Source organism: Enterococcus sp. AZ149, from assembly GCF_051714285.1.
GTDB classification, from domain to species: Bacteria; Bacillota; Bacilli; order Lactobacillales; family Enterococcaceae; genus Enterococcus_D; species Enterococcus_D entomosocium.
On sequence record NZ_JBIORO010000001.1, the window covers coordinates 1,965,719 to 1,992,438 of the forward strand.

At 42.7% G+C, this 26,720-nt stretch carries 25 protein-coding genes; 3 read left to right on the top strand and 22 right to left on the bottom strand.

Features of this window, described 5'->3' with window-relative positions; genetic code table 11:
- Positions 1-129 precede the first annotated feature (129 nt).
- The 3 genes from ntdP to recX all read right to left on the bottom strand — a co-directional run bounded on the left by ntdP (position 130) and on the right by recX (position 2,695).
- Positions 130-663: a nucleoside tri-diphosphate phosphatase gene (gene ntdP / locus IGI94_RS09220; RefSeq protein WP_005225863.1), complete on the bottom strand. Its 534-nt coding sequence runs from the start codon at positions 661-663 to the stop codon at positions 130-132.
- Between the two features lie 93 nt (positions 664-756).
- Positions 757-1,908, bottom strand: a complete 1,152-nt coding sequence (gene mutY / locus IGI94_RS09225) for an A/G-specific adenine glycosylase (protein ID WP_438899655.1) — start codon at positions 1,906-1,908, stop codon at positions 757-759.
- Positions 1,901-2,695, bottom strand: a complete 795-nt coding sequence (gene recX, locus IGI94_RS09230; protein WP_008378247.1) for a recombination regulator RecX — start codon at positions 2,693-2,695, stop codon at positions 1,901-1,903. Before recX ends, mutY begins: the two co-directional genes overlap by 8 nt.
- A gap of 114 nt (positions 2,696-2,809) precedes the next feature.
- On the opposite strand from recX, the gene rlmD reads away from it, so the two are divergent.
- Complete coding sequence (rlmD, locus tag IGI94_RS09235) at positions 2,810-4,186, top strand: 23S rRNA (uracil(1939)-C(5))-methyltransferase RlmD (protein WP_142437112.1); 1,377 nt, start codon at positions 2,810-2,812, stop codon at positions 4,184-4,186.
- Positions 4,187-4,515: 329 nt separating this feature from the next.
- Here the strand turns inward: rlmD and glyS are convergent, their stop codons facing one another.
- The 5 genes from glyS to IGI94_RS09260 form a co-directional block, all read right to left on the bottom strand.
- Entirely contained in the window at positions 4,516-6,588 is a 2,073-nt protein-coding gene (gene glyS / locus IGI94_RS09240) for a glycine--tRNA ligase subunit beta (RefSeq protein WP_438899656.1), read from the bottom strand.
- A 1-nt stretch (position 6,589) separates the two neighbouring features.
- Positions 6,590-7,501 (bottom strand): glycine--tRNA ligase subunit alpha, encoded by a 912-nt coding sequence (glyQ, locus tag IGI94_RS09245; protein WP_005225852.1) that lies wholly within the window; start codon positions 7,499-7,501, stop codon positions 6,590-6,592.
- Positions 7,502-7,516: 15 nt separating this feature from the next.
- Positions 7,517-7,756: a hypothetical protein gene (locus IGI94_RS09250; RefSeq protein ID WP_008378255.1), complete on the bottom strand. Its 240-nt coding sequence runs from the start codon at positions 7,754-7,756 to the stop codon at positions 7,517-7,519.
- Positions 7,757-8,055: 299 nt separating this feature from the next.
- Positions 8,056-9,813 carry a glycoside hydrolase family 35 protein gene (locus IGI94_RS09255; protein ID WP_438899657.1) on the bottom strand — a complete coding sequence of 586 codons (1,758 nt, stop codon included), beginning with the start codon at positions 9,811-9,813 and terminating at the stop codon, positions 8,056-8,058.
- Positions 9,813-11,825, bottom strand: coding sequence for a beta-galactosidase (locus IGI94_RS09260; RefSeq protein WP_086316205.1), 2,013 nt, complete (start codon positions 11,823-11,825; stop codon positions 9,813-9,815). The genes IGI94_RS09255 and IGI94_RS09260 overlap by 1 nt, the downstream gene beginning before the upstream one ends.
- 121 nt (positions 11,826-11,946) lie before the next feature.
- Here IGI94_RS09260 and IGI94_RS09265 point away from each other — a divergent pair, with 121 nt between their 5' ends.
- Positions 11,947-12,753, top strand: coding sequence for an AraC family transcriptional regulator (locus IGI94_RS09265; RefSeq protein WP_005235493.1), 807 nt, complete (start codon positions 11,947-11,949; stop codon positions 12,751-12,753).
- Here IGI94_RS09265 and recO read toward each other — a convergent pair.
- From recO to IGI94_RS09310, 9 genes are all read right to left on the bottom strand, one after another.
- A complete protein-coding gene (recO, locus tag IGI94_RS09270; RefSeq protein WP_005235491.1) occupies positions 12,747-13,520 on the bottom strand; it encodes a DNA repair protein RecO in 774 nt (257 codons plus the stop codon). The genes IGI94_RS09265 and recO overlap by 7 nt on opposite strands.
- Positions 13,521-13,613: 93 nt before the next feature.
- On the bottom strand, positions 13,614-14,513 hold the full coding sequence (gene era, locus IGI94_RS09275; protein ID WP_008378264.1) for a GTPase Era: 900 nt from the start codon (positions 14,511-14,513) through the stop codon (positions 13,614-13,616).
- A gap of 35 nt (positions 14,514-14,548) precedes the next feature.
- Positions 14,549-14,938, bottom strand: a complete 390-nt coding sequence (locus IGI94_RS09280) for a diacylglycerol kinase family protein (RefSeq protein WP_016612211.1) — start codon at positions 14,936-14,938, stop codon at positions 14,549-14,551.
- Entirely contained in the window at positions 14,922-15,398 is a 477-nt protein-coding gene (gene ybeY / locus IGI94_RS09285) for an rRNA maturation RNase YbeY (protein WP_086373043.1), read from the bottom strand. Before ybeY ends, IGI94_RS09280 begins: the two co-directional genes overlap by 17 nt.
- The gene (locus IGI94_RS09290; RefSeq protein ID WP_016612212.1) at positions 15,398-17,599 is read right to left on the bottom strand and encodes an HD family phosphohydrolase; all 2,202 of its coding nucleotides are present in this window, start codon (positions 17,597-17,599) and stop codon (positions 15,398-15,400) included. The genes ybeY and IGI94_RS09290 overlap by 1 nt, the downstream gene beginning before the upstream one ends.
- A 21-nt stretch (positions 17,600-17,620) precedes the next feature.
- Positions 17,621-18,580, bottom strand: coding sequence for a PhoH family protein (locus IGI94_RS09295; protein ID WP_016612213.1), 960 nt, complete (start codon positions 18,578-18,580; stop codon positions 17,621-17,623).
- Between the two features lie 186 nt (positions 18,581-18,766).
- Positions 18,767-19,216 carry a GatB/YqeY domain-containing protein gene (locus tag IGI94_RS09300; protein ID WP_005235483.1) on the bottom strand — a complete coding sequence of 150 codons (450 nt, stop codon included), beginning with the start codon at positions 19,214-19,216 and terminating at the stop codon, positions 18,767-18,769.
- 33 nt (positions 19,217-19,249) lie between these two features.
- Entirely contained in the window at positions 19,250-19,426 is a 177-nt protein-coding gene (gene rpsU, locus IGI94_RS09305; RefSeq protein ID WP_002356740.1) for a 30S ribosomal protein S21, read from the bottom strand.
- 160 nt (positions 19,427-19,586) lie between these two features.
- A complete protein-coding gene (locus IGI94_RS09310; protein ID WP_008378408.1) occupies positions 19,587-20,018 on the bottom strand; it encodes a Fur family transcriptional regulator in 432 nt (143 codons plus the stop codon).
- Positions 20,019-20,113: 95 nt separating this feature from the next.
- Here IGI94_RS09310 and IGI94_RS09315 point away from each other — a divergent pair, with 95 nt between their 5' ends.
- Complete coding sequence (locus tag IGI94_RS09315) at positions 20,114-21,001, top strand: pyruvate, water dikinase regulatory protein (RefSeq protein ID WP_008378409.1); 888 nt, start codon at positions 20,114-20,116, stop codon at positions 20,999-21,001.
- Between the two features lie 80 nt (positions 21,002-21,081).
- Here the strand turns inward: IGI94_RS09315 and thrB are convergent, their stop codons facing one another.
- The 5 genes from thrB to IGI94_RS09340 all read right to left on the bottom strand — a co-directional run bounded on the left by thrB (position 21,082) and on the right by IGI94_RS09340 (position 26,643).
- Positions 21,082-21,951 carry a homoserine kinase gene (thrB, locus tag IGI94_RS09320; protein WP_008378411.1) on the bottom strand — a complete coding sequence of 290 codons (870 nt, stop codon included), beginning with the start codon at positions 21,949-21,951 and terminating at the stop codon, positions 21,082-21,084.
- Positions 21,948-23,006: a threonine synthase gene (thrC, locus tag IGI94_RS09325; protein WP_086332445.1), complete on the bottom strand. Its 1,059-nt coding sequence runs from the start codon at positions 23,004-23,006 to the stop codon at positions 21,948-21,950. The genes thrB and thrC overlap by 4 nt, the downstream gene beginning before the upstream one ends.
- 2 nt (positions 23,007-23,008) lie before the next feature.
- Positions 23,009-24,259, bottom strand: coding sequence for a homoserine dehydrogenase (locus IGI94_RS09330; RefSeq protein WP_086332446.1), 1,251 nt, complete (start codon positions 24,257-24,259; stop codon positions 23,009-23,011).
- A gap of 116 nt (positions 24,260-24,375) precedes the next feature.
- Positions 24,376-24,669 carry an ArsR/SmtB family transcription factor gene (locus IGI94_RS09335; protein WP_005235473.1) on the bottom strand — a complete coding sequence of 98 codons (294 nt, stop codon included), beginning with the start codon at positions 24,667-24,669 and terminating at the stop codon, positions 24,376-24,378.
- Between the two features lie 246 nt (positions 24,670-24,915).
- A complete protein-coding gene (locus IGI94_RS09340; RefSeq protein WP_086332447.1) occupies positions 24,916-26,643 on the bottom strand; it encodes a phospho-sugar mutase in 1,728 nt (575 codons plus the stop codon).
- Positions 26,644-26,720: the final 77 nt, after the last annotated feature.

Below are 26,720 nucleotides of genomic sequence, written 5' to 3' on the forward strand. Positions count from 1 at the left end.
ATCATGGGACTGTCAGCTTAAACAGAACTTAAAACCTGCTGATTGAAGCAATCCAATAGAAACACAAAAAAACTCCAACCAACTTGGTTGAAGTTTCTTAGGGAAAATGAGCGATTCGACCCATTTTACTTATTTTTGAGACAACTGCTTGTAGCGATCATACCAAATGTCCACATACCCTTGCGAAAAGGGTCCTTTGCCATTATTGATCCAATCTACTAAAATTTTGACATTTTCTTTCAAGATAAAATCAATGTCTTGCGGATATTGCATAATCTTACTGTGCAATTCATACTCATCCACATCTAGTAAACGTTTCTCGCCATCAGGAAATACTTTGATATCAAGGTCATAATCGATATATTTCAATGCCTCTTCATCAAGTAAATACGGTGAAGCAAGATTACAATAATAGGAAACCCCCTTTTCTCGAATCATTGCAATAACATTAAACCAGTATTTTTTATGAAAATATACAATTGCTGGTTCACGGGTAACCCAGCGTCTTCCATCTGATTCGGTCACTAATGTATGATCGTTGACCCCTATCACTGAGAATTCACTGGTCTTTAAGACCATCGTATCCCGCCACGTTCGATGCAAATTGCCGTCATGTTTGTAGCTTTGAATGCTGACAAACTCTCCTTCTTTTGGAACTCGCATAGCAACCCTTCCCTCAGCAAGAAAACTTGCGTTTTGTTTGGGTGTTCATTACACCGACATCGTTAATATTATAGCAATAAAAGAAAGCTTTGCCTAGAAATCTTTATCGAGTTTCTGATATTTCTTTAATTGATCTACCAATTTCTGCTGGGGTTTTGGGAAAACATAGTTTTGAAAGGATTCTTTTGCTGCCCATTCGCTGTCTTGTAACGTGAGCTCTCCACGTTTTCTGCCGTAAAATAAAAGGACGTGCCATTTCAAATGACTAAAGATATGAGTGATCTCGCCAAAATGTCGTTTTTGCCAAACGACAGGCAGATCAGGAAAAATTTCGAGCGCATCATCTTCGGCAATCAAATCCAACTGCAGCTGTTCCTCTTTTACCCATGTTCGCTGCAAAGCATCATATTGTTCTTTCGTTACTTCAACCAACGGAAAATGCCACATAGAGGCCAATAAGCCTGTTTCAGGTCGCTGCACGAGTAGAAACGAACCTTGATCTTCGATGGCGCCAGCGATGTAATAGACATCTTTCGGCTTTGCTTTTTTCGATTTCACTGGAAAGTCTGTTTGTCGATTCTCCGCATATGCAAGACAATACTGACTGATGGGACACTCTTCACATTTCGGTGTAGTGGGTGTACAGATTCGTGAGCCAAGATCCATCAAGGCTTGATTAAACTCACCAGGTTCATCGGGGGAAATGATTGTTCTCATCGCCTCGTCAAATGGTCTTCGGCTGCTGGCTTTCGCAATATCTGCTTCGATACAAAATAACCGACTGACGACCCGCATCACATTTCCATCGATTGCCGGTTCTGGCAAGCCAAAAGCAATACTGCCAATGGCTCCAGCTGTGTAGGGACCAATTCCTTTTAATGAGCGAATCTCTTCAATTGATTGGGGCATTTCTCCGTCGAATTCGGCAACGATTTGCTGGGCGGCAGCCTTAAGGTTACGGGCACGAGAGTAATAACCTAAACCTTCCCAAACCTTTAAAAGCTTTTGTTCTTCGGCTGCCGCCAAGTCTTGGATCGTCGGGAATTGTTCCATAAAACGATAGAAATAGCCAATCACTGTTTCCACTCGTGTTTGTTGAAGCATGATCTCTGAGATCCAGATTGCATACGGATCGTTGGTCGCCCGCCAAGGCAGATTGCGTTTTTCTTTATGATACCAAGTTAAAAATGTTTCTTGGAACGTCTTGATTTTTTCTTCATCCCAAGTTTCCCATTGCTTACTCATCCATTACTTCCTCATCTAAGAATCGTTGTATATCATCGATGGCAAACCCTTTTTGATAAAGGCCTTGCTTGATTTTCATTTTTCGTTTCATCAATGGTAACCGCTGATGCCGCCGCATAAGTCGGGCCCCTTCTCTTTGGAGCGCTTCATTTTCTTGGTCCTCATCTTTTTCCATCGGTAATTCATCCAAAATCATCTGAATGACTCCTTGATGAAAACCTTTTTGCATCAAATGCATTTTTATCTTTTGGATCATTTCTTTATGGCTTTTGTTGTGAAAACGACGCATCGCTTTTTCAGCCGTATGATACCCGACTTCAAACTGCATTTCCTCGGTATACAAAGGCAATACTTCCTGAATCACGGGATCTTTTAATCCTTTTTTTCTCAATTGCTGACTGATGACCACGGGTCCTTTATCACTCATGCGGACTTGGGTGCGAATGTAGCTTTCTCCGTAGTTTTTGTCATCGATCAAATTCAACTCTTTCAGACGTTCAACGACTAAGTCTCGGTCTTGTTTTTCGATTTCTTTGTCTTTCAAATAGGTACGGACTTCCATTTCAGAACGCAGCTGATAGCTGATATAGTTCATGGCTTGCTGCAATCCTAAATCAAACCCCGCACTTTTTTTGATTTCTTTTAATTCTTCTTCACTCAGTTCCTTGCCTTTTAATAGCCGAAAACGGACCAAAAGATCTTCTGAGACCCGCAGCGTTTCACCTTCTGATGTCGCCACTTCATAAAATGGTCCTTTTCCTTTATTGATACGAATAATTGTATTCATCTTCTTCACCTCGCGAACGTACATTCTATTTTACCACAACTACGATGAAATTCCTTCTAATCAAGCTGAAAAAATGTGGTAAAATGAACTGACTATTTTATTTAAGGAGTTCACATGGCAAATACACAAGTCCAGCTTGGACAAAAACTACAACTAACGATCAAACGCTTGGGGATCAACGGAGAAGGCATCGGGTATTACAAAAAGCTGATCATCTTTGTTCCCCGTGTTCTACCGGGGGAACAGGTCATTGCCGAAGTCACCAAAGCCTCTCCCCGCTTTGCTGAAGCTAAGATGACCAAAATCATCAAGCCAAGCAGCGATCGCATCCAACCACCCTGCAAGTTTTACGACCGGTGCGGCGGCTGCCAATTGCAGCACTTAGTCTACGACAAACAATTAGACTTCAAAAAAGACCTATTGAAACAAGCACTTGAAAAATTTAAGCCAAAAGGTTACCAACAGTTTGAACTAAGGGATACTTTAGGCATGGATGTTCCTTGGCATTACCGCAACAAAGCACAATTTCAATTGCGTTACAACAGTCAAACCAAACGAATCGAAGCGGGTTTATACGAAATGGAGTCTCATCGCTTAGTCGCCATTGATGATTGCCTCGTACAAGAACAAGATACGCAAAAAGTGATCAACGGCATCGTCCAATTGTTGAACAAATACCAGATCCCGATTTACGATGAACGAAAAAATAGCGGGATTTTACGAACATTGATGGTTCGCATCGGGATCGCCACTGGCGAAGTCCAAGTTGTTTTCATTACCAATTCTGTCAAACTGCCGCAAAAAAATGCGCTGATTCGCGAGATCAATCAGCGCTTGCCGCAAGTCGTTTCCATCATGCAAAATGTGCAAAACAAAAAAACGTCCGTCGTCATGGGAGAGGAAACGATTCATCTTTGGGGCAAAGAAGCGATCGAAGAACGGTTGAATGAACTGACCTTCGACTTGTCCGCCCGCGCATTCTTCCAGCTGAATCCGCAGCAAACCAGCGTCTTGTATCAAGAAGGGTTAAAAGCCCTTGACTTAAGCAAAAATGAAACAGTTGTTGATGCTTACTGTGGTGTGGGGACGATTGGGTTGAGTGTGGCACCTTATGCCAAAGAAGTCCGCGGCATGGACATTATTCCTCAAGCGATCGAAAATGCCCAAGAAAATGCACGCCGTATTGGTGCCCAAAATACCCGTTATGAAACGGGTACTGCTGAGGAGCTCTTACCAAAATGGTTCAATGAAGGCTTCAAACCTGATAGCATCATTGTTGATCCGCCAAGGACAGGCTTGGATGAACGATTATTGCAAGCGTTGTTGAAACAACCACCAAAGAAGATGGTCTATATATCTTGTAATGTTTCTACTTTAGCAAGAGACTTAGTCCAATTAGCCAAAGTGTTTCACGTAGAATATCTGCAATCAGTAGATATGTTCCCACAAACCGCACGCTGCGAAGTGGTGGTAAAATTGACCCGCAAATAAACATTCGCCTGACAAATCATTTTGTGATCTGTCAGGCTATTTTATTGCACCTATCGTTTCAGCGTATTTTCAATGGAAAAATGAATCGGTCTGTATGATGAGAATCTTTGTATCATTATAAGCATCATCAAATCCCCAATCATTAAAGCCGAAGAATCGTTCGATCCCTTGAAAAGTAATGGGTCAAAATGTTTTTTATTATATAATATTTAACACTGCAAGAAAGCAATTCTAAGTACAAAAAAAATCGAGAAACATAGAAAAAAAGCCAGAACTGATTCTTTCAGTTCCAGCTTTTTTATTCAGAAATGTGCAACTGCAAGCTTCTTTTATTTCGTAATCAAAGCATCTAAACTAGCCACTGCCAGACTCATCTTCGCGATTTTATCCAACAAGGCAAAACGGTTGCGGCGAATCTGTTCATCTTCCACCATGACCATTGTTTGATCAAAATAAGCTTCGATCAATGGGCGCAGTGCCACTAAGCTTTGGTAGTTTTCTTCCATCGTTTGATGTGGGAACTTGTTCTCTACTGTTAAGACCGCTTCATACAAGGCAGTTTCAGAGTCGTTTTCAAACAAGGCAGGATCAATTGCTACTTGTTCCAATTCGGCTTTTTTCGCTAAATTGATTACTCGGGTCAAGGCTTCCATCGATGGTTTGAAGTCGGTGTCTTGCAAATGTTCTCTTAACATCTGAGCCGTTTCAAATAGCGTACTGATATCTGCTTGGCGTGCGCCTAAAACAGCTTCAATGACATCATGACGCGTATTTTTGCTGAGTAAGAATTGACGCAGACGGCCTTTCACAAAATCGGTCACTTGTTCTTGACCTGCGGCAAGTTGAATACCAAAAATTTCCGGTTGGGCATTAATAGCTTCACGAATCTCTTCTTGTAACTGAGCAAATGGGAAATACCAGCGTTTTTCAGCTAGGATGCGGATAATTCCGTACGTTTGCCGGCGGAGTGCGTAAGGATCGTTTGAACCACTTGGAACCATATCGACAGCGAAGAACGCAAGCAAGCTGTCCAATTTATCCGCAATGGCTAAAACAGCCCCGATTTTCGATTGCGGCAGTTCACCTTCTGCTGAGATCGGCATGTAGTGTTCACGAATCGCTTGGGCAACTGTTGGTTTTTCTCCTTGGATCAAGGCATACTTTTCCCCCATGATTCCTTGCAATTCAGGGAATTCTCCCACCATATTTGTCACTAAATCAAATTTATAGATTTGAGCTGCCCGTTGGAGATCAGTCAGTTCTTCTTGTGTTAAACCAACAGTATTCCCGATGATTTGTGCAGCTAATCCAACACGCTGCATTTTTTCATACAAACTGCCAATTTTTTCGTGGAAGTTGACTTGCTTAAGCTTTTCCACGCAATGGTCGATGGTCAATTTTTTGTCCTCATTATAGAAAAACTCAGCATCTTCTAGACGGGCGGTCAGTACTTTTTGGTTTCCTTTGATGACATTATCAATTTTCACGGCATCCCCGTTGCGGGCAGAGATGAAATGCGGCAGCAATTCTCCATCAAGGGTGCGGACATCGAAGTAGCGTTGATGTTCTTTCATAGAAGTAACTAACACTTCTTCAGGTACAGAAAGATATTTTTCTTCAAAGTCCCCTACAAAAGCTGTTGGGTATTCAACCAGATTTGTCACTTCTTCGAGTAGGTCTTCATCTAAATCGATCCGCCAGTTGTTTTCTTGAGCGATCGCATTGATTTGTGAGGTGATCATTTGTTGACGTTCGCTTGGATCAGCAATGACAAACTGATGCTTCATTTTCTCCAAATAGTCGTCCGCATGATCAAACGTGACTGCCTCACCTAAGAAACGATGACCTTTTGACTCGCGTCCGGTAACAATATCAAGGATTTGGAAAGGAATGACTTGCTCACCAAAGAGTGCGACGATCCAATGAATTGGTCGGATATATTCAAAATCGTAGTCTGCCCAGTGCATCGTTACTGGGAAAGTCAAACTCGTGATTACTTCCTGCAATCCTTTCAATACCTCAACGGTTGGTTGACCTTGGGTATGTTTCGTTACATAGACATACTCAACACCTTTTAATTCACGGAAGGTGATGTCATCGGTTGTCAATCCTTGCCCCCGAACAAATCCTTGAGCTGCTTTCGACCAATTGCCTGCTTCGTCTAAGGCGATTTTTTTCGCTGGCCCTTTGACGTCTTCTTGTGTATCGGCTTGTTTTTCAGGAAGACCGGTGACATAGACTGCCAAACGACGAGGTGTCGAATAAGCTTCAATCGCTGTATAAGGTAATGCATGAGCATCTAAGAAAGCTGCCGTTTTTTTTTGTAATTGTTTCATACTTGGGGTTACGACATGCGCAGGTAATTCCTCTAAGCCGATTTCTAATAATAGGTTTTGTGCCATCTTATTTTCCCTCCTCAATCAGTTTTTGCGCCACTTCTGGATCAAGCAATGGATAACCGAGGTTTTCCCGTTCTGCTACAAATAGTTTTGCTACTTGACGGGCCATATTACGGATACGTGCGAGGTACCCAGCACGTTCAGTGACGGAGACTGCGCCACGAGCATCCAACAGGTTGAAGGTATGGCTGCATTTTAAGATATAGTCGTAAGCTGGATGAACTAAGCGTTCATCGATACAGCGTTTTGCTTCTTTTTCAAAACGATCGAAGTTCCCTAAAAGCAAGTCTTGGTCACTGACTTCAAAGGAGTATTTTGAATGTTCATACTCAGGTTGGCGGAAAATCTCACCATATTTGACACCTGCAGACCATTCAAGATCGTAGACACTTTCAACTTCTTGAATATAAGATGCTAGACGTTCTAAGCCGTAAGTGATCTCTGATGTCACTGGCTTACACGCTAAGCCACCAACTTGTTGGAAGTAAGTAAACTGGGTGATCTCCATCCCATCTAACCAAACTTCCCAACCAAGACCTGCACAACCCATTGAGGGGTTTTCCCAGTTATCTTCGACGAAACGAATATCATGTTCTAATGGATCGATCCCTAAAAGACGCAAGCTTTCTAAATAAAGCTCTTGGATATTTTCAGGAGAGGGCTTCATCACGACTTGGAACTGGTGGTGCTGATACAAACGATTTGGGTTTTCCCCGTAGCGGCCATCAGCTGGACGGCGAGAAGGTTCTACGTAAGCGGCGTTCCATGGTTCTGGACCGATTGCACGTAAAAATGTGTATGGGCTCATGGTTCCAGCCCCTTTTTCTGTATCATAGGCCTGCATCAGCATACAGCCGTTTTCAGACCAGAATTTTTGCAAAGTCAAAATCATCTCTTGCACAGTTAGTTTACTCATCTTTTTCTTCCTTTCTTATAACGCATTGACGACAGGATAAAACTCGACAACTGATCCGGGGATCAATTTTACTTCGACCACGGCATCTGCTTCTAAAATATCAGATAAGTCGTAAAGCATTTGGTCTGGACTCGTTGTAAATTCATGTAAAAGCTGTTCATCCTTTAAAAGGCGAACCTGAAGTGGAATACTTGCTAATACTTTGAGCTTTTTTTCGGTAAACGCACTTGCTGGAATCGTCATATCAAATAACATAAAAAAACCTCCTTTGTTTTTGGCTATTCTTGGTGTGAAACATAAAAAAGTCCCTATATCTATACAAAGTGTATAGATATAGGGACGATACATTCGCGGTTCCACCCTACTTCCGACAAGTCGGCAGCTTCATTGATCATGCTCACGGACGCCTGCGAAATAAGGTTCCAACTTGGCTTTCACTCTCCCAAGTTCGCTTCATGGAATGGTCTTCTTTCTTTCTTCCGGTCATAGCACGGATTCGATTACCCTTATGATAGTAGTTGAAGCTAGGGTTTGTCAATGATTAATTTGAACTTTTATCCTTCTGGACCTAAATCCGCCTGATCATGAAAGACGATCTCATCAGCGATTTTCCCATCACTTTCAAAAACAATGATCTCATTCATTCCAGTTTTTAAAAACGGCGCCGGGACGTACAAGCGCTGCTGCGGTCCTTTTTCCCAGAAACGGCCGATCATATGACCATTGACTTGGACAAACCCTTTGCCCCAGCCCGGCAATTCGATAAAGGTATCTGCACATTCATCAAAAACACATTCAAAGCGTGAGAAACTTGGTTGGCCTTTTTGCCATTTCCCTTGGAAATCAATGGCATGCAAATTATCCATCGGCAAGGGATAGATTTCCCAGTTGCTTTGTAATGCGCCATTAATGATCACACCGTCTTTAATGCCTTTGTGCTGATGGTTCATTTTAACGGAATAATTGACCCGCCCCATATTCTCCACCAAGATCCCCAACTCGTTTTCTGATTCTGATAGATCGAAACTGTAGGATTGACCGATTTCTCGATCGTAATCGATGCGCAAAAGTTCCTGGTTGATAAACGTATGGGCACGATCCATCGTATTGATCAGACGGTAGTCGGCAATCTTCCGTGCAGGCCCAATCAGTGAGCGATAGTAGATATAACCTGTCGCTTGATTGCAGGCTTCCATCGATAAAGGGTAATTCCTTATGATCGGTTGACTGATCGTGTCGATCGTCGAAAACAAGGAGACTCGTTCTTTCACTGAGAATGTTCCATAAGCTTTTCGCTCAAGTTTCATACTCAAGGGAAACTCAGGAATTTCCGCATAGTCAGCGATCACTTTTTTGAAGGCTTGGTATTTGGCAGTAGGTTCTCCCCATTCTGTCAACAAGGCATCATAATCATAGCTAGTGACATCCGGCGCTAAGCGCTCGTAATAGTTTGACCCGTTCATAAAGCCAAAATTGGTCCCGCCATGGAACATATAAATATTGACAGAACCTTCTGCCAAGCAATCCTGAAGTTCCTTTACTGCATCAGCCGTTGATGTTGTATGATGATGGTCATCACCCCAAGCATCAAACCAGCCGATCCAAAATTCCATGACCATCAGTGGCCGTTTTTCTCCGTGAAATCTTCGAAGTTTTTCAAAGTTTTCCTTGATGTTGGAGCCGCAGTTGATCGTAGGCAATGCCAAGTCTTTGATAGTGCCGTTTTCTAACATATCGTGCCAAGGTCCGTCAGAGGTCACTAACGGCGTTTCTACACCCTGTTGCCGCATCGCAGCCACCATTTTCCGCAAATACTCTTTATCATTGGCGTAGCTGCCGTATTCATTTTCTACTTGCATCACTAAAATCGGACCGCCTTGGGTGATCTGCAGATCCCGCACTTGTGGAAACAAATGGGCGAAATAACGAGTGATTTTTTCCATAAATGGTGGATAATCAAACCGAAGCTTCATCATGGGATCTTGCAAAAGCCAATAAGGCAGTCCCCCAAATTCCCATTCTGCACAAATATAAGGTGCTGGTCGCAAAATGACATAAAGCCCTACTTCTTGTGCCGTTTGGATAAATCGCCGCAAATCAAGGATCCCCTCAAATTGATAGACGCCTTCCTGTGCTTCATGGAGATTCCACGGAACATAGGTTTCCACAGTATTACAACCCATCAAGCGTAGTTTCTCTAATCGATCTTGCCAATATTCAGGAACGACCCGAAAATAATGGATCGCTCCAGAGATCACTTTGAACGGCTTTTTGTCTAGATAAAAGTCATCTTCGATAGCAAAAGTTCGCATCAGTTACGCTCCTCTTTGACGATATAGGTGGTGTATTGTGTCAGCATCATTTCTGAAGAAAGAACCTCACCCGTCAGAAGATCCGTCTTTCCAACAAACATTGCTGGCAACGGTTGTGCTTCTTCGTGGAAATTGATGATAACGAAGAATTTCGCCTCTGCATTTTCACGACAGGCAACTTCTAGTTTTGTTGCTTCCTCGATCACTGGGGTGATATCGTTTTCTTCGACAATCGTTTTGAAAAGCTGATCTTGCAGCTGATCTTCCAACTGTCCACCAAAGTAATAGACGGTGCCATCGCCAAACATATTTTTCGTCACTGCCGGCATTCCTGCATAGAAATTGCTTGTGTAATGCGCTAGCGCTTCGGCGGTTTCTAAATGGATCAAATCGCTGACTAAATTACTGGTTCCTGTCAGTTCTTCATTGACTAAGGAAACGCCGTTTGATTGTTCTGGGGCTAATGCATCGATTTCTTCCACCCAGATGCCAGCTAACTCCCGCAATGGCCCAGGATAGCCCCCTAAGTGAACGTTGTCAGATTGATCAACGATACCGCTCATATACGTGGTAAGTAAAGAACCACCTTGTTTGACGAAATCAGTGAGCCGCTCTTGCATTCCTTCTTTGATCATGTAGAGAACAGGTGCTGCGACTAATTTGTATTTTGATAAGTCAGCATCCACGGGAACCAAGTCGACGGCAATATTTTGTTCATGAAAATAACGATAGTAGCGATGGATCTGTTCTACATACTTCAGATCAACGGTCGGACCACTCGTATATTCTAATGCCCAATAATTGTCCCAATCGAAAATCACGGCAACCTGTGATTGAGTTTGCGTCCCAATAATGTCTGAAAGCTGCGCTAATTCAGCACCAAGAGCTGCCGTTTCTCGGAAAACTCGCGTGTCTTCATGACCGACATGTTCGATAACAGCTCCATGGAATTTCTCACAAGCACCGATGGAACGTCGCAATTGGAAATATTGGATCGTGTCCGCCCCATGAGCGATCGTTTGGTAGCTTTGCGCCCGCATTTGTCCCGGTTTTTTTAATGAGTTATAGGGTTGCCAGTTTTGTTGAGAGGGTGTTTGTTCCATCAGCATAAAGGGCTGTTGTTTCAAGCCGCGCATTAGATCATGTGTCATGGCTACTAAACTCCATGGCGTATTATACGCTGGATAATTATCCCACGAAATAAGGTCCATTTCCTTCGCCCACTTGAAATAATCCAGTCCTTTAAAGGTTCCCATCAAATTCGTTGTAATCGGTGTCGTGGGATCGATTTTCCGAATAGCGTCCCGCTCCATCATATAGTTTTTTAAAAGGCTATCCGAGTTGAAGCGTCGGTAGTCAATAGAAATTCCTGCAAATGCCGTCTTGTCATAGCCGATTCCTTCTGACAGCGCATTTGGCAGAACGATTTCATCCCATTCATATACAGTATGACCCCAAAATTCCATATTCCAGGCTTTATTCAGTGCTTCGATCGTTTGATATTTATCCTTTAGCCAAACACGAAACGCTTTTTCACAGTTGTCGCAATAACATTCGCCGCCGTATTCATTATTGATGTGCCAACAAGTCACTTGTGGATTTTCGCCGTAACGTTCGGCTAATTTCGTTGCCAGACGTTCTGCGTATTTTTGATAAACCAAACTATTGGGACAGGCATTATGCCGTTGCCCAAACTTATGATGGCGTCCATCATAATCGGTGCGAGCGACTTCCGGATACTTCTTAAACATCCAAGCTGGCAAAGCGGCTGTGGAAGTGGCTAAGACGATGTCGAAGCCCTCCGTACTTAATTTTTCGATGATTTGATCCAATTCCTCAAAATCATAACAATTTTCAGAGGGTTGGATCTTTGCCCATGAAAAAACATTGACGGTCGCGCTATTGATACTTGCTTTTTTAAAGATCCGAATGTCTTCTTCCCAAATCTCTTTCGGCCACTGATTTGGATTATAATCGCCGCCGAATAGAATTCGATCAAAAAATTTTGTCATATAAGTGAACGCTCCTTTAAAATAAAATGATTTCTACTCTCTTATTGTAAGGCTTTTCATTTTGTTGTAGTATAATACATGAAACACTATTTTATAACTTTTCGAAACATGGAGGTTGAACATGCCTATTTATTTTTATCAAACAAACCAGCAGTTGCCTTTGTCGCTTGAAAGTATCGGAAACGATTGGCCACAAGATGACGTTGTTCGTCTCGATGGCTACCCTTACTTTCATTGGCTGCAGACAGAACAAGGAGAAGGTCGCGTCACCTTTGGTCAAGAATCCTTTATTTTACGTCCCAGTGAAGGCATCTTGATTTTCCCTTTCACTCCTCATCGCTACTATCCCTTATCAGATTGGAAAACCTCCTTCGCTACCTTTCAAGGACCTTTGGCAGCTGAGATATTAAAACAATTTACAAGTCAACCTTATCTTTTAGTTGAAGAGTCTAAAACTTTTTCCTATATGACTTGGATCAAACAACGCATTAAAGAAGACCCAAAAATCAGCTGGGATCCGTTACGGGCTTCTAGTGAGTGTTATCGTTTTTTGCTGGCGATCATGCAAGAGCGCTCTGGGAATCCAACCGAAAAACACCCCTTGTTTCAACAATATCTGGTCCCTGTTATACAAGAAATCGAAACCAATTATGATCAGGCGATCACGATCAAAAACTTGGCTGGTTTAGTCTATGTTTCGCCTCAATATCTCTCTCGGTTGTTCCAGCGTTTTTTAGGACAATCCACCGCCCAATACTTATTAAACTATCGCATGACCCGTGCCAAAGAGCTTTTGGTGGCACAGCCGGATCTGCCCATTCAGCAAGCCGCTTTTGCTGTAGGGTTTCAGGATGCGAGTCACTTTACCGCATTATTCAAAAAAAGAGTCGGCTTAACTCCATTGAAGTTTCGCCAACTCTATCATTGATTTTTCGGTTTTAAGACGTCTTGCCATTGCCCCATCTGATCGATAAACTTCTTACTTTTTAAATGAATGCCCACATATTCATCATACAATAGATCGATCACTTGTCGAATCGCTGCTTTCGTTTCTGGCTTTAATTTGATCGAAGCAATCTGCTCGTAGGATATTTGCGAAAATAAGCGAATAAAATGGATCGCACGAGAATCCGCATGATAGCGACGTTCGTCCATCCCCCAGTGTTGTTCGCATAAAATACCGCTATACTTTGAGGAATAGTCAAACCGACCGTCGGTTTTTCCGCAGATGGCACAATGGGTCCAATTCGGAGTGATCCCGAAACGGTGCAAAATCTGGATCTCAAAGATATTGGTGATGATCTCTGCGTCGTTCCCTTGATCCATTAAGTGCAATGCCTCATGTAAAAATTGGTATAGATGTGGGTCATAGACCCGATCATCGATAGCAGAATCAGCCAAATTCAACAAGTAGGTCGCATAACCAGCAATAAAAATATCACTTTGGATCGTACGAAAAGGATGGATGTCTTTGGCATTGTTTAAAAAGGACAAGCCTTCCGTTTTGATGGTTCCCATGTAGGTGGCTTCAGTATAGGAGAGCAACGCTGGTGCCAAGGGGTTATTTTTCCGATGAGCACCCTTGACATAAAACATTTGCTTCCCGGCAGATTCCGTAAAGATTTTGACTAGCTTGTCTTTTTCTTTATGGTCCTTTGAAAAAAGCAAAATTCCTTTTGTTTCAACAAGATTCATCGTCGCACCTCATTTCTTGAAAAAAACTGATCCAGTTCGCTAACTGCATCAGTTTTTCCTCTTTAAAGCAGACCGTGATGGATCTGCCTTTCCTTAATACTCATCTTTACGATAGCCGTAATCCGTTAAGAAGGTTTGCTTGTCGCGCCAATCTTTTTGAACTTTCACCCATAATTCCAAGAAGACTTTGTCATCTAGTAAGTGTTCAATATCTAGACGGGCTTTCGTCCCGATCTGCTTCAGCATTTTACCGCCTTTACCGATGATAATGCCTTTTTGGCTGTCACGTTCGACAATGATCGTCGCTTGAATATGCACCTTATCATTATGATCTCGTTTCATGGAGTCAACGACGACCGCTACCGAGTGAGGCACTTCATCTCTGGTCAGCAGCAAGACTTTTTCCCGTACCAGCTCGGAAACGATAAAGTATTCCGGATGGTCAGTGATTTGATCTTCTGGGAAATACTGAGGACCTTCAGGCATTTCATCGACCAATAGTTTCATTAGCGTTTCGAAATTATTGCCTTCCGTTGCAGAAATCGGTACGATCTCGGCAAAGTCCATTTGTGAGGAGTAATCTTCAATGATTGCCAATAAAGCATCCGGATGGACTTTATCAATTTTATTGATCACTAGGAAAACCGGCGTCTGGCTTTGACGCAACCGTTCGATGATAAAATCATCACCCTTGCCGCGCTTTTGATCGGCACTGATCATAAATAGTGTCACGTCAACTTCACGAAGTGCGCTATAGGCGGTTTCCACCATAAAATCGCCCAGACGGTGTTTGGGTTTATGGATCCCTGGTGTATCGATAAAGATGAGCTGTGCGTCATCTGTCGTATAGACCCCTTGGATTTTATTACGAGTCGTTTGCGCCTTGTCACTCATGATCGCGATTTTTTGTCCTACAACTCGATTTAGTAGTGTAGATTTCCCAACATTTGGCCGTCCGACGATCGCAACGAAGCCTGATTTGTGTGTTGTCATTGTTGTTCCCCTTTATCTTGTGGTTTTAGTGCGTATCAGAAGAGCTGCAGTAATTTTGGCAAGAAGATGATCGCTGCGACCACTAATGCAAAAACTGCGGTCATCAGCACAGCACCAGCTGCCATATCTTTGATTTTTTTCCCGATTGGATGGAAATGAAAGTCCGTAAACATGTCAACGACATTCTCAAAGACTGTATTGATGATCTCCACGATCCAGACCAAGAAAACGGCTAACAGCAGCCAAAGCCATTCCATTTGATTCAAACGGAAAATAAAACCTGCAATGATCGCAACGATGCCTAACCCAACATGTTTACGCATATTACGTTCCTCTTTAAAGACAGTTTTTATACCGGTGAAAGCAAATTCGATTGACGAGATAAACTGTTTATTTTTCCCAATATTCTTATCTTTTGAGTCCATAGGCATCCAGTATTTCCTTTTGCAATCCAAACATTTCCTTTTCATCTTCTGGTGTCATATGATCATAGCCGTTGATATGCAAGAAACCATGCAGCGCCAAGAAACCAAGTTCCCGATTATAGGTATGCCCATATTCAGCAGCTTGTTCCTTTGCCCGTTCAATGGAGATCATAATGTCTCCTAGATCACGAGGCATCTCTTCAAGGGCTTCGTCAAAAATAATCGGCATCTCCTCCGCCGTTTCTTCTTCGAAGGCAAAACTGATGACATCTGTCGGCATATCTTTGCCGCGATACTCCCGATTGATTTCTTGGATGGCTGCATTGTCCATAAACGTGACGGACATTTCCGTATCCTCTGGAAGGTCTAAATGTCCTGCAGCAAATTGCAGAAGTCCTTCGATCTCTTTGATCTTCGTTTCCCCCACTGAATTTGTCTCATCTAAAAAGGTAATCTCCATTAGCGCTCTCTTCTTTCTTGTTCTTCTTTCATTTTCTCTGCTTCCGATTTCATTTTTGGGTATTTGATCCGTGAATGGAAGGTACTGCATAGTCCGTTGACCAGTGATTTTTCAATCATCCGGATTTCTTTCAACGTTAGTCCCGTTTCATCTAATTGACCGTCTAAGATCCGATCATTGATGAGATTCGCAACAAATTCTTGAATTTTTTGATTGGTCGGATTTTCCATCGCTCGAACAGCTGCTTCACAACTGTCAGCGATACTCACGACACCCGCTTCTCGTGTCTGCGGTTTTGGCCCAGGATAACGGAAATCTTCTTCTGTCACCTCGGGATTACGCTCTTGAGCTTTTACATAGAAATAACGCATCAGAGTTGTGCCATGGTGTTGACGGCAAATATCGATCACCATCCGCGGCATTTTGGCTTCTTCGAGAATTTCCGCTCCGTCGATCACGTGACCGAAGATGATTTGTTTGCTGTCTTCCGGCAGCAAAAAATTATGCGGGTTTTCGGCACCAGCAGGTAAATTTTCTACGAAGAAATTGGCATGTTTGACTTTGCCAATATCATGGTAATAACAAGCCACGCGGGTCAGTAAGCTTTGCCCACCGATCTCGGCGACGGCATTGGCGCTAAGATTAGCAACCATCATACTGTGATGATAGGTCCCTGGTGCTTCTTCCAGCAACTGCTTCAATAACGGGTGGTTCGGGTTACTCAATTCATTCAACACGATCATACTTTCATCCGTTACCAATAATTCGATATATGGATGCAACCCCATCGTCAGCAAATAGCTAAGAAGCGAGCCGGCCAATCCACAGACGAGTGTTGTCCACGTATTGCCGCGGGCCAAATCCATTCCTTGGAAAATGACCAACATGATGCTTAAGAGTAATGGGAAAACGATCACCCACATGACTGCGATTTTCCCTTGACTGGCGATACGTGCTCGTTTGATCATCGTCCCCATCAACCCAGAGAAGAGATAGGTCACTAAAACAGTCGTCAACAAGTTGGTCCCGCTGGAATCAAAGTAAATGAAGAGTGCACTGACCACTTGGAAAATCGCGGCTAATATCCCTAAACGTCTGCTGGAGAAAATGCTTAGAATCAGCGGTGTAAAGGCTGCTGGGAAAAAGAGCGGGATAAAGGTCACTAATTCTGATTGGAACAGTTGGAAAAATTTCATGATCAAGATACTGAATGCCATCGCCAAAATATAAAAAGTGACGGCGTTCATTCGCTTTTCAACATCTTTTGTCTGTCTTGTATAATAAAACAGCATGAGCATTTGTAAGCAGGTCGCTAAAACTAAGGCGATTAATGGAAAAACTGAGAAGGTCTGATTGGTCATTCCTAAAAGCTGCAGCTTTTCCAATGCGTTGGCATCGATCTGTGATCCTTCACGAACAATGATCTCCCCTTGATAGATCATTACCGGTGGAACAGCATCCATGGCGGTTTGTCTCGCTTCTTCCGTCCGCTTTTCATTGGGAATATCATTGACGACGATTCCTTGATTGACAATGAAGCGTAAAACGGACGCCATATCCGAAGTAACATCTAGAAATTGGATCTTGTCTTCCGCCTCTGAGCGGAAAGTACTGAGTTCTGTTTGACGGATCTGTTTGGCCATTTGCTCGTCTACTAGCTGCAACGCATAGGTTCGTACCGTATTCAATTCATCGGTACTTAATGAAAACAATGTCGACAAAAAATTATTCGTCAATGACTGATAGAAATCGAGTTCATCATCACTCATTTTTTCAAACTCTTTTTTTAAGGCTGCAATGTATTCATCCGTACTCGGTTTAGGGATATTTTCATCCTCATCCGCCTCAGCAACTTCTTTTGCATGTGTCTCATCCGTTGATTTTTTGACTGAATCAACTAAGTCAAAAAGGTGGTCGATGCGATCGTGCTGTGTCTGCGCTAGAGTATCCTGATAGGTGTACTCTGGCGGAACCGCTTCTGCTGCCAATTTGCGTTTTTGTTCCGTTGCAGTAGTGTTTTCGATCGTTTTATTGGCACGAATGTTTTCTTCCGCCACCTGGCCTTCGCTATAATCGACATTATTCTGTTTGACACTGGTGTACATGATACCAATCGAAAAAAGAAAGAAGAGAAACATCAAAACTGGTAAATAAAACTTCCCGAGTCTTTCTCTAAGTTTCCGTAGTGGTTGAATGATCATAGTTCTCCTCCTGAAAGACGATCAGCGCTTGTCTTTAAGATCTGCTTCTTCATAAGCTCGAATGATATCGGCCACAACTGGGTGCCGCACCACATCTCCTGCTTCAAAATTAGCAAAAGCAATTTTAGGGATTTCCTGCAACGTTCGCTCCGCATGGATCAAACCGCTTAAAGTCCCTTTTGGCAAGTCGATCTGACTCGTATCGCCATTGACGATCATTTTGGAGTTGAATCCTAAACGCGTCAGAAACATTTTCATTTGAGCGATCGTCGTATTTTGCGCTTCATCTAAAATGACAAAGGCATCTTCTAATGTACGCCCTCGCATATATGCTAATGGTGCGATCTCAATGACGCCTCGTTCCATCAGACGGTTCGTATGATCCATCCCGAAAATTTGATACAACGCATCATAAACCGGTCGCAAGTAAGGATCGACTTTTTCTTTCAAATCGCCTGGAAGAAAGCCAAGGTTCTCTCCTGCTTCAACCGCGGGCCGTGTCAAAATAATCTTTTGCACTTGACCTTTCTTTAAAGCAGCGATCGCCATTACGACGGCCAGAAAGGTTTTTCCGGTTCCGGCTGGTCCGACCCCAAAGACCACATCATGTTTACGGACAGCTTCGATATATTTCTTTTGACCGGCATTTTTTGCCCGAATCGGTTTCCCATTACGGTCCTTGATGATTTCTTCTTCATACATATCTTTGAAATAATCAAGACTGCCTTTGTTTACCATGTTCAAAGCTGTGATCACATCAGGAGTACTGATATTGATGCCTCGTTTGATCAACTCTTGCAACGCTCGGATCACGGATTGTGCTTTTTCTGTAGCTTCCGCTTCGCCGACGATTTGGATCAGCTCCCCACGAGTGTGAATGACCGTCCCCGTCGAGTCTTCAATGATTTTAATGTTCTTATCGTGAGCACCTAAGAGTAAACGAACGTCATCGTTCTCACTAAGTGTTATCTCGATCGTCATAGTTTTGTCTGTCAAATATGTTACAGCTCCTTTTTTGGCGTTCTTATTAATAATAACATAAGATAGAAAAAAGAAAAATTACTTATAAAGTCCAAGGGTAGTTTCCTTTTTGTCCTTATGCTTTTTTTAAGTTTTTGAAATCAGAAAAAAAGCCGCGAGCATGTCATCCATACTCGCGGCGTGAGCTTACATTTGATCCAATAATTCTTTAACGATCGCATTGACTTGATTGCCGTCTGCTTTGCCTTTGACTTGCGGCATTACAGCACCCATCACTTTTCCAAATTCTTTGGAAGAAGAAGCACCAGTCTTTTCAATCGCTCCAGCAACGATTTGGCGGATTTCCGCTTCATCAAGTTGTGCTGGCAAATATTTTTCAACAACTGCAATTTCAACTTTGACTTTCTCAGCTAGATCATTTCGGTCAGCTTTCTCAAACTCATGTAAAGAGTCCCGACGTTGCTTCATCTCACGAGATAAAACGGTCAACTCTTCTTCTTCATTCAAGTCAGAACCTTTTTTGATCTGCTCATTTTGAATTGATGCTTTCAACATGCGGATCACCTGCAAGGTTTCCTTGTCTTTGGCTTTCATCGCTGTCTTCATGTCATCATTCAGTGTACTTAGTAGTGTCACACTACCAGCTCCAATTCTCAAAACAGTAGAAAATTAGAATTTTTTGCGTTTTCTAGCTGCTTCAGATTTTTTCTTACGCTTTACGCTAGGTTTTTCGTAAAATTCACGTTTACGAGATTCCTGTAAAGTACCCGCTTTTGACACGGAACGTTTGAAGCGACGAAGAGCATCGTCAAGTGATTCGTTTTTGCGAACGACTGTTTTTGACATGTAAATTCCCTCCCTCCGAGCTTAAAAAGTAACCGTAGTTGTTATTGAAATAAAATCCCAAAAAACACGACTGTCCTTTAAAAATTATAGCTAACCCCTGAAAAAGTGTCAAGGCATTCTGTTAAAAAAGTCTTCGATACTGTCAAGTTTGTTTGGGTTTTCATTGACATTCTTCACAACGACCCAAAATCTCGAAGCGATGACCCTCGATCAAACAACCGGGAAGCTGTTCTTGAAAGAAGTCCATTGGGCAAATATGCAGTTCTTTTGTTTTGCCACAAACCGTGCAAATAAAGTGATGGTGATGATGGTCTTCTAATTCTGCACAACAGTTATAGCGAAACTTCATCTCACCGTTCAGTTCTGTTTCTTCTAAAATACCGATCTCAGAAAAATCGTGCAAATTCCGGTAGATCGTATCATAACTCAAGCCAGGGTACTTTTCCGACATGTATTCATGAATTTCTTTTGCCGGTAAATAGCGATTGCGTTTCACTAAATAGGTAATGATCGCTTCTCTTTTTTTCGTATTTTTAAAGCCATTTTCTTTCAACGTTGTCATGGCATGCTCTATGAGCGTTTGATTTTTCATCGTAGACCCTCCTGATAAATCAAAATCATTCCGATTCTATCAATCTTAAGTATGGTATAATGAAATCAATAAAAAAGCAAGAGAGGATTTTTCTTATGAAGCCAAATGAACCAGAACAACTAGACTTGCAAGAAAAATTGCAAACCAGTGCTGCAGTGACGATGTTCGTTTTGTCGGACTCTGCCGGTGAAACAGCATCGAAGCTTGCCCAAGCGACAATGGCACAGTACCCCAGCGTCGAATTTAACCTTTTTAGACGCACGTTTATCCACACGAAAGAGCACTTGATCAAAGCATTATCAGATGCTAAGAAACACAATGCCATTATCCTTCACACTTTGATCAAAGAAGAACTCGTGGATTTGACGAATCATTTTTGTGAAGAAGCGGATCTCTATCATTTCGACGTATTAACACCGCCTGTCAGTGAAGTGGCACGCCGCACTGGAGTAGCACCTTCACGAGAGCCAGGGGCTTTGCACCACCTGAACGAAAATTATTTCAAACGCATCAAAGCCATGGAATTTGCGGTCATGTACGATGACGGAAAAGACCCTCGTGGCTTCTTGGAAGCAGATGTCGTGTTACTAGGGGTTTCTCGAACCTCAAAAACACCGTTGAGTCTATTTTTAGCGAACAAAAACTTAAAAGTCGCTAATTTGCCTTTGGTTCCACAAGCCCACATCCCGAAACAGCTCTGGGAAATCGATCCGAAAAAAATCGTCGGGTTAACAAATGATCCGAATGTGTTAAACAGTATCCGCAAAGAACGGATGCGTTCTTATGGCCTGAACCCTGACTCTGCATATTCCGATATTGAAAAAATCAAAGCAGAGCTGACGTTTGCTAATGATCTTTACGAGAAATTAGGTTGTGTCGTGATCAATGTCGCTTCCCTTTCCATCGAAGAAACCGCCTCAATGATTTTAAATGCATTAAACTTAGAAGACCATAGCTATTACACTTCAGAGACAAAAGACTGAAAACGATAAAGCAATAAAAAAAGATGAACAGACTGCCGTCTGCTCATCTTTTTTAGGATATCTATCATTTCAAAGTTTTTTTAAAAAACTTGCAGCCCTTCACGATCGATTTGTAATTGTTCGATATACGCATTGCTCTCCAAGGCATGTAAAAGTTTTGAGATTCGTTCTGCCCGTTCCTCTGGGACGATCGCTAAGACCGTTGGTCCAGCGCCGCTTAAGAAACAGCCATAGCCGCCTTCTTCTTCGCAAATCTGGCGAATGGTCGACAAGTGTGGCACAAGCTTTTCCCGATAGGCTTCATGAAAACGATCCTGCTGCATCAATTTCCCTGCAAGAGGCAGATTGCCATTGATGACCGCTGCGATCATCACGTTGGCGATCGCACTGGCCTCAACTGCTTGCTCGTGAGAAAGTGTTTGCGGCAAGACTTGACGACTTGCTTCAGTCAAAAGTTCTTCATGAGGAATATAGGCAATGATCTCGCACTCTGGAAAATGATGCTTTACTAAATACGTATGCTTGTGCTGATGATCATAAGCAGCAACTGCAAAATCTCCATAGATCGCTGGTCCAACATTGTCAGGATGCCCTTCAATGGCAGTTGCGATCTCAAGCTTTTGTGCTGCACTCAGATTCATGTGTGCCATTCGGTTGGCTAGTTCAATACCAGCGACGATCACCGAGGAACTACTGCCTAAGCCTCGTGCCAAAGGAATATCCGAACTCATACGGATCTTCAGGGGTTTCATGTCTGGTGCTAATTTTAGTGCCACACGCAAAAGTAAGTTAGTTTCATCGTTTGGGATCTCTGAGCCTAGCTCATGGATGATCTCCCATGTATCGTTTTCTTTTAAAACTTCGATGAACAAATACTTTGACAGGGCAATCCCGCAGGAATCAAAGCCAGGCCCTAAATTCGCACTGGTTGCAGGAACGCGGATCTTCATAACTTGGCAACTCCTTCACGAAGATGCTGGCGCATTTCTTCTAAATCACTCATTTTATTGATCGTAACTTCCGTTGCTTTAATTGCTGTATCAGGATCTTTCAGCCCGTTTCCAGTAAAGACGGCAACGACAGTTTCACTTGGTTTGATTTTCCCTGCTTTCACGTGCTGGATGACACCAGCAAGCGATGCAGCAGAGCCTGGTTCAATAAACACACCATCTTGCGCAGCAATTTTACGATACGCATTCAAAATTTCCTCATCGGTTACTGCATCGATGTATCCTTTTGATTCATCACGAGCGGCTTCTGCCAACTGCCAGCTGGCTGGATTGCCGATACGAATCGCTGTAGCGATGGTTTCCGGCTGTTCAATGACTTCCCCACGAACGATGGCAGCCGCACCTTCTGCCTCAAACCCATGCATTCTTGGCAACGTGGTGCCTTTTTTCTCATGCCATTCTTTGAATCCTTTCCAATAAGCCGAGATATTCCCAGCATTACCAACTGGAATTGCAAGAACATCAGGCGCCTGTCCTAGCTGTTCGCATACTTCAAAGGCAGCTGTTTTTTGTCCTTCTAAACGATAAGGATTGACAGAGTTCACTAATGCCACAGCTTCTGTTTTCGCAATATCCCGGACTGCTTTTAACGCTTCATCAAAGTTTCCTGGAATCGAAATGATGTCCGCTCCATAAACGATTGCTTGCGCCAATTTTCCCATAGCGATCTTGCCATCTGGAATAACAACGTAAGCTTTGATCCCCGCTCTGGTCGCATAAGCGGCTGCGGCTGCACTAGTATTTCCTGTCGAGGCACAAACGATCGCTTTCGCGCCTTCTTCCACCGCTTTTGCCACCGCCATCACCATGCCGCGGTCTTTAAATGAGCCTGTCGGATTCAGGCCTTCGTATTTTCCATACAATTGGATCCCTAATTCATTTGAAAGACTTGGTAATGGAATCAGAGGTGTATTTCCTTCAGCCAGCGACAATGCTGGGGTATTTTCATTAACTGGGAGATATTCCTTGTATTGATGCAATAATCCTTGATACATGTTTATTCCTCCATCACTTTCATTATTTGCACGTTTTGCGTATTCGCGTATGCCTTGAGTGCTACTGTTAGTTCCTTTTCACTGATTGGCTTCGTGATTCCAGCTATTCGTTGGCTTGCTTCATCAAATGCTGTGTGCTTTGATTCAAACCATTCTGGGAAAGAAGCTGCATTAAGGTCTTTACTTGAAAAGGAAACATAGTGTTGCACAGGAACTTCTTGTACCGAAGCCAATGCTGTTTCTTTTTCAAAGGTTAAAAAAGGTTCAACGATCCCGAATGTTTTGTTTTTAGCCAATACCGTCAAATCGGCAACCACACTAGTGGCTGTCGGACGCGATCCAGCCCCTGGTCCATAAACCATCGACTGATCAATTCCGTCGCTTTTGATAAAAATACCATTGAACTCATTTTGGATCGTCGCCAAGGCGTGGTTTTTTGGCACTAACACCGGCCCAACCGATACAGTAAGGGAACCGTCATCAGTCTTTTGAGCTGCGCCAATCAATTTCACTTCATAGCCAAAAGCTTGTGCCTGCTTAATATCTTCTACAGCTAATCCGCGAATACCTTTTGTTGCAACATCAGCAACGTCGATTGTTTTCCCAAAAGCAAATTTGGTCAGGATCACCATTTTATAAGCCGCATCGATACCGTCAACATCATTGGAAGGATCTGATTCGGCAAAACCTTTTACTTGAGCTTGTGACAACGCATCTTCATAGGTCATGCCATCTTCCGTCATTTTCGTCAGCATATAATTGGTCGTCCCATTGACGATGCCAAAAATTCCTGTGATCGTATCAGGTAGATAGTGGGTGCTCAATGTGCGCAAAATCGGAATTCCTCCCCCCACACTGGCTTCATAATAAAGAGAAACACCGGCTTTTTCAGCAATTGCCAGCAGTTCAGGTCCATGGGTGGCAATCAGATCTTTATTTGCCGTCACAACATGCTTTTTATTTTCTAAAGCAGCTGAAATAAACGCTTTTGCCGGATCGATCTTCCCGATCAATTCCACAATTACGTCGATGGTCTCATCTTCAAACAACTCATTTGCCTCATTCGTCAAAGCAAACCCATACTTAGCTGCTAACGCAGACTTATCCTCATAAGGCGAAGCTAATGCTTTCGTGATTTGCACACTGACTCCTGTGCGTGCCAGAATGGCTTCTTTTTGCTCTGCCAACACTTGGCATACCCCGGTGCCGACAACACCCATTCCTAATAATCCAATGTTCAATTGCTTACCCATAATGCCCCCTAACTGAAAACGTTATTAAAAACCGTTCATCCAATTTTAATATTTCCACTAGCATACCAAAAACAATAAGAAAAAACTAGGACTTTTGAGAAATTCTCGCCCTAGTTTTAACGGTGATGGATATGTTCGAATGTTTTTTGCAAAATATCCACAACATGTTTGTCATCAAGACTATAAAGGATGGTTTTTCCTTGTCTTTCCGACTTTACGATCCGATTATCTTTCAATAGTTTCAACTGATGAGAGACTGCTGATTGTTCCATATGTACTTGTTCCGCGATTGAAGTGACATTGCGTTCACCCTCTTGAAGGGACAACAAAATTTTTAATCTGGTCGGATCACTAAGCATCTTAAAAATCTGCGTTACTTGCTGAATTTCCTCTAATTTAGGCGGAGTCATCGCGCCACATCCTCTCTTATTTCCTTTTGCATTTTAGCCCTTGATAGACGGCTTGTCAATCAGCGGCCGCCAAACAAGGAGAAGTAATTAGATAAAAGACAAGAATAGATCCAAGTGTCAGAAAATTCCCTTTAGAAGCTTAGGTCCCTCAACAACTGTTCGTTGGCGAAACAAATGCTTCTTTTTCTACCACTCGGATCATTCAGTCAAATTGCAATTTTTTGATTATGAAGGCAGCAGATGACTTTATTCACCTGTGATTTCTTCAATCGCTGCTTGCAGATCAGCAATTTTTTGTTCTGCTGCTTCTGCCGTTTCGCCTTTTACACCAATATAAAACTTGATTTTCGGTTCGGTCCCAGAAGGACGAACCGCAATCCAGCTTTCATCTTCCAAGGTGTATTTCAAAACATCAGAAGGCGGTGTGGTCATTTTTTGTTGGTGACCATCTAAGCCCACACGAGTCAACAGTTTAAAGTCTTCTGTTTGTACGACAGGGGTTCCTGCGAAGACAGAAGGTGCTTTTTCACGGAAAGTCTTCATCAAGGCAGCAATCTTAGTTGCCCCTTCCATGCCGCTCATCGTTACAGAAATCGTTTTTTCTGCATAATAACCGTACTCTTCAAAAATATCTTGCAGACCGTCATACAATGTTTTGTCTGATTGTTTGTAAAAAGCAGCCACTTCTGCTAATAAAACGAGCGCTTGGATCGCGTCCTTGTCCCGTACGAATGGTTTTACTAAGTAGCCATAGCTTTCTTCAAAGCCAAACATAAAGGTTTGAGAATGGTCTTTTTCAAATTGTTGGATTTTTTCGGCAATAAATTTAAAGCCGGTCAATACGTTGATCATATCCACATCGTAGGATTTAGCGATCGCTGTTGGCAATTCACTAGAAACGATCGATTTTAAGACTGCTGCATTTTCTGGCAATGTCCCAGCTGTTTTATGGGCTTCTAAAATGTAACGGATCATCAATGCGCCTAACTGGTTACCTGTCAACACTTGGTAGTTGCCATCTGGCATTCTTACTGCAGCTCCTAAGCGATCGGCATCTGGATCTGTTGCGATCAACAGGTCAGCACCTTCTTTTTCTCCTAAAGCAATCGCATATTCAAAGGCAGAGTGCTCTTCTGGATTCGGTGATTTCACTGTACTGAAATTTGGATCGGCAACCGCTTGAGAAGGTTCAATAATGAATTGTTGGAAACCAGCTTGTTTCAACGCTTTCTCCCCAAGCATCCGCCCTGTTCCGTGAAGTGGTGTATAGACAAGTTTCAAATCTTTGCCCACCGTATCGATCAATTCTTGATCGATCGTGACTTCTTTGATCTCTTTCAGATAGGCAGTATCGATTTCTTCGCCAATAATAGAGATCAAGCCGCTGTTTTTGGCTTCTTCTTCACTTAATACAGGGATCTCTAACGGATTTTCAATTTCCCGAACGAATTTTGTCAATGCATCCGCATCTGCTGGTGGCATTTGTCCACCATCTTCCCCATATACTTTGTAGCCATTGTATTCGGCTGGATTGTGAGAAGCTGTGATCATGATTCCAGTAAAGGTTTTTAAGTATCGCACAGCAAAAGATAATTCTGGCGTCGGACGTAAGCTTTCAAAGACGAAGGCTGGAATATCGTGTTTTGCCAATGTTTTTGCCGCTTCCATCGCGAACTCAGGTGAAAAATGACGGGAATCATAGGCGATCGCTACGCCACGACGTCTTGTTTCAGGATCTTGTGTATCCATAAAGCGAGCCAATCCTTCGGTTGCTTGACGAATCGTATAAATATTCATCCGATTGATACCAGGTCCTAAAATTCCTCGCATACCGGCAGTTCCAAATTCCAAAGGCATATAAAAAGCGTCTTCTAACATCGCAGGATCTGCTTCTAATGCGGTCAATTGTTCTTTTAATTGTGGATCTAAGTGTTCACTGTTTTTCCATTGATTAAATGTTTGTTCCCATGCCATAAAATAACCTCTCCTTTTTCCGTTAAAATGCTCTAAAATTAGTATAACACTACTTACAGATTTCTCAAAGAATAACC

What these genes read in the sequence shown, in the direction of transcription:
- rpsU (WP_002356740.1), bottom strand. Translation starts at nt 19,426, where the DNA reads ATGTCAAAAACAGTCGTTCGCAAAAACGAATCACTTGACGATGCTCTT.
- mutY (WP_438899655.1), bottom strand. Translation starts at nt 1,908, where the DNA reads ATGAGTAAGCAATGGGAAACTTGGGATGAAGAAAAAATCAAGACGTTC.
- IGI94_RS09250 (WP_008378255.1), bottom strand. Translation starts at nt 7,756, where the DNA reads ATGTTATTTGATATGACGATTCCAGCAAGTGCGTTTACCGAAAAAAAG.
- ntdP (WP_005225863.1), bottom strand. Translation starts at nt 663, where the DNA reads ATGCGAGTTCCAAAAGAAGGAGAGTTTGTCAGCATTCAAAGCTACAAA.
- thrB (WP_008378411.1), bottom strand. Translation starts at nt 21,951, where the DNA reads ATGAAGATCCGCGTTCCTGCAACCAGTGCGAATTTAGGGCCTGGCTTT.
- IGI94_RS09265 (WP_005235493.1), top strand. Translation starts at nt 11,947, where the DNA reads ATGCCTATTTATTTTTATCAAACAAACCAGCAGTTGCCTTTGTCGCTT.
- recO (WP_005235491.1), bottom strand. Translation starts at nt 13,520, where the DNA reads ATGAATCTTGTTGAAACAAAAGGAATTTTGCTTTTTTCAAAGGACCAT.
- rlmD (WP_142437112.1), top strand. Translation starts at nt 2,810, where the DNA reads ATGGCAAATACACAAGTCCAGCTTGGACAAAAACTACAACTAACGATC.
- glyS (WP_438899656.1), bottom strand. Translation starts at nt 6,588, where the DNA reads ATGGCACAAAACCTATTATTAGAAATCGGCTTAGAGGAATTACCTGCG.
- IGI94_RS09310 (WP_008378408.1), bottom strand. Translation starts at nt 20,018, where the DNA reads ATGAAAAATCAAACGCTCATAGAGCATGCCATGACAACGTTGAAAGAA.
- ybeY (WP_086373043.1), bottom strand. Translation starts at nt 15,398, where the DNA reads ATGGAGATTACCTTTTTAGATGAGACAAATTCAGTGGGGGAAACGAAG.
- IGI94_RS09290 (WP_016612212.1), bottom strand. Translation starts at nt 17,599, where the DNA reads ATGATCATTCAACCACTACGGAAACTTAGAGAAAGACTCGGGAAGTTT.
- era (WP_008378264.1), bottom strand. Translation starts at nt 14,513, where the DNA reads ATGACAACACACAAATCAGGCTTCGTTGCGATCGTCGGACGGCCAAAT.
- IGI94_RS09260 (WP_086316205.1), bottom strand. Translation starts at nt 11,825, where the DNA reads ATGACAAAATTTTTTGATCGAATTCTATTCGGCGGCGATTATAATCCA.
- IGI94_RS09330 (WP_086332446.1), bottom strand. Translation starts at nt 24,259, where the DNA reads ATGGGTAAGCAATTGAACATTGGATTATTAGGAATGGGTGTTGTCGGC.
- IGI94_RS09295 (WP_016612213.1), bottom strand. Translation starts at nt 18,580, where the DNA reads ATGACGATCGAGATAACACTTAGTGAGAACGATGACGTTCGTTTACTC.
- IGI94_RS09315 (WP_008378409.1), top strand. Translation starts at nt 20,114, where the DNA reads ATGAAGCCAAATGAACCAGAACAACTAGACTTGCAAGAAAAATTGCAA.
- IGI94_RS09280 (WP_016612211.1), bottom strand. Translation starts at nt 14,938, where the DNA reads ATGGACTCAAAAGATAAGAATATTGGGAAAAATAAACAGTTTATCTCG.
- glyQ (WP_005225852.1), bottom strand. Translation starts at nt 7,501, where the DNA reads ATGAGTAAACTAACTGTGCAAGAGATGATTTTGACTTTGCAAAAATTC.
- IGI94_RS09335 (WP_005235473.1), bottom strand. Translation starts at nt 24,669, where the DNA reads ATGACTCCGCCTAAATTAGAGGAAATTCAGCAAGTAACGCAGATTTTT.
- thrC (WP_086332445.1), bottom strand. Translation starts at nt 23,006, where the DNA reads ATGTATCAAGGATTATTGCATCAATACAAGGAATATCTCCCAGTTAAT.
- recX (WP_008378247.1), bottom strand. Translation starts at nt 2,695, where the DNA reads ATGAATACAATTATTCGTATCAATAAAGGAAAAGGACCATTTTATGAA.
- IGI94_RS09255 (WP_438899657.1), bottom strand. Translation starts at nt 9,813, where the DNA reads ATGCGAACTTTTGCTATCGAAGATGACTTTTATCTAGACAAAAAGCCG.
- IGI94_RS09340 (WP_086332447.1), bottom strand. Translation starts at nt 26,643, where the DNA reads ATGGCATGGGAACAAACATTTAATCAATGGAAAAACAGTGAACACTTA.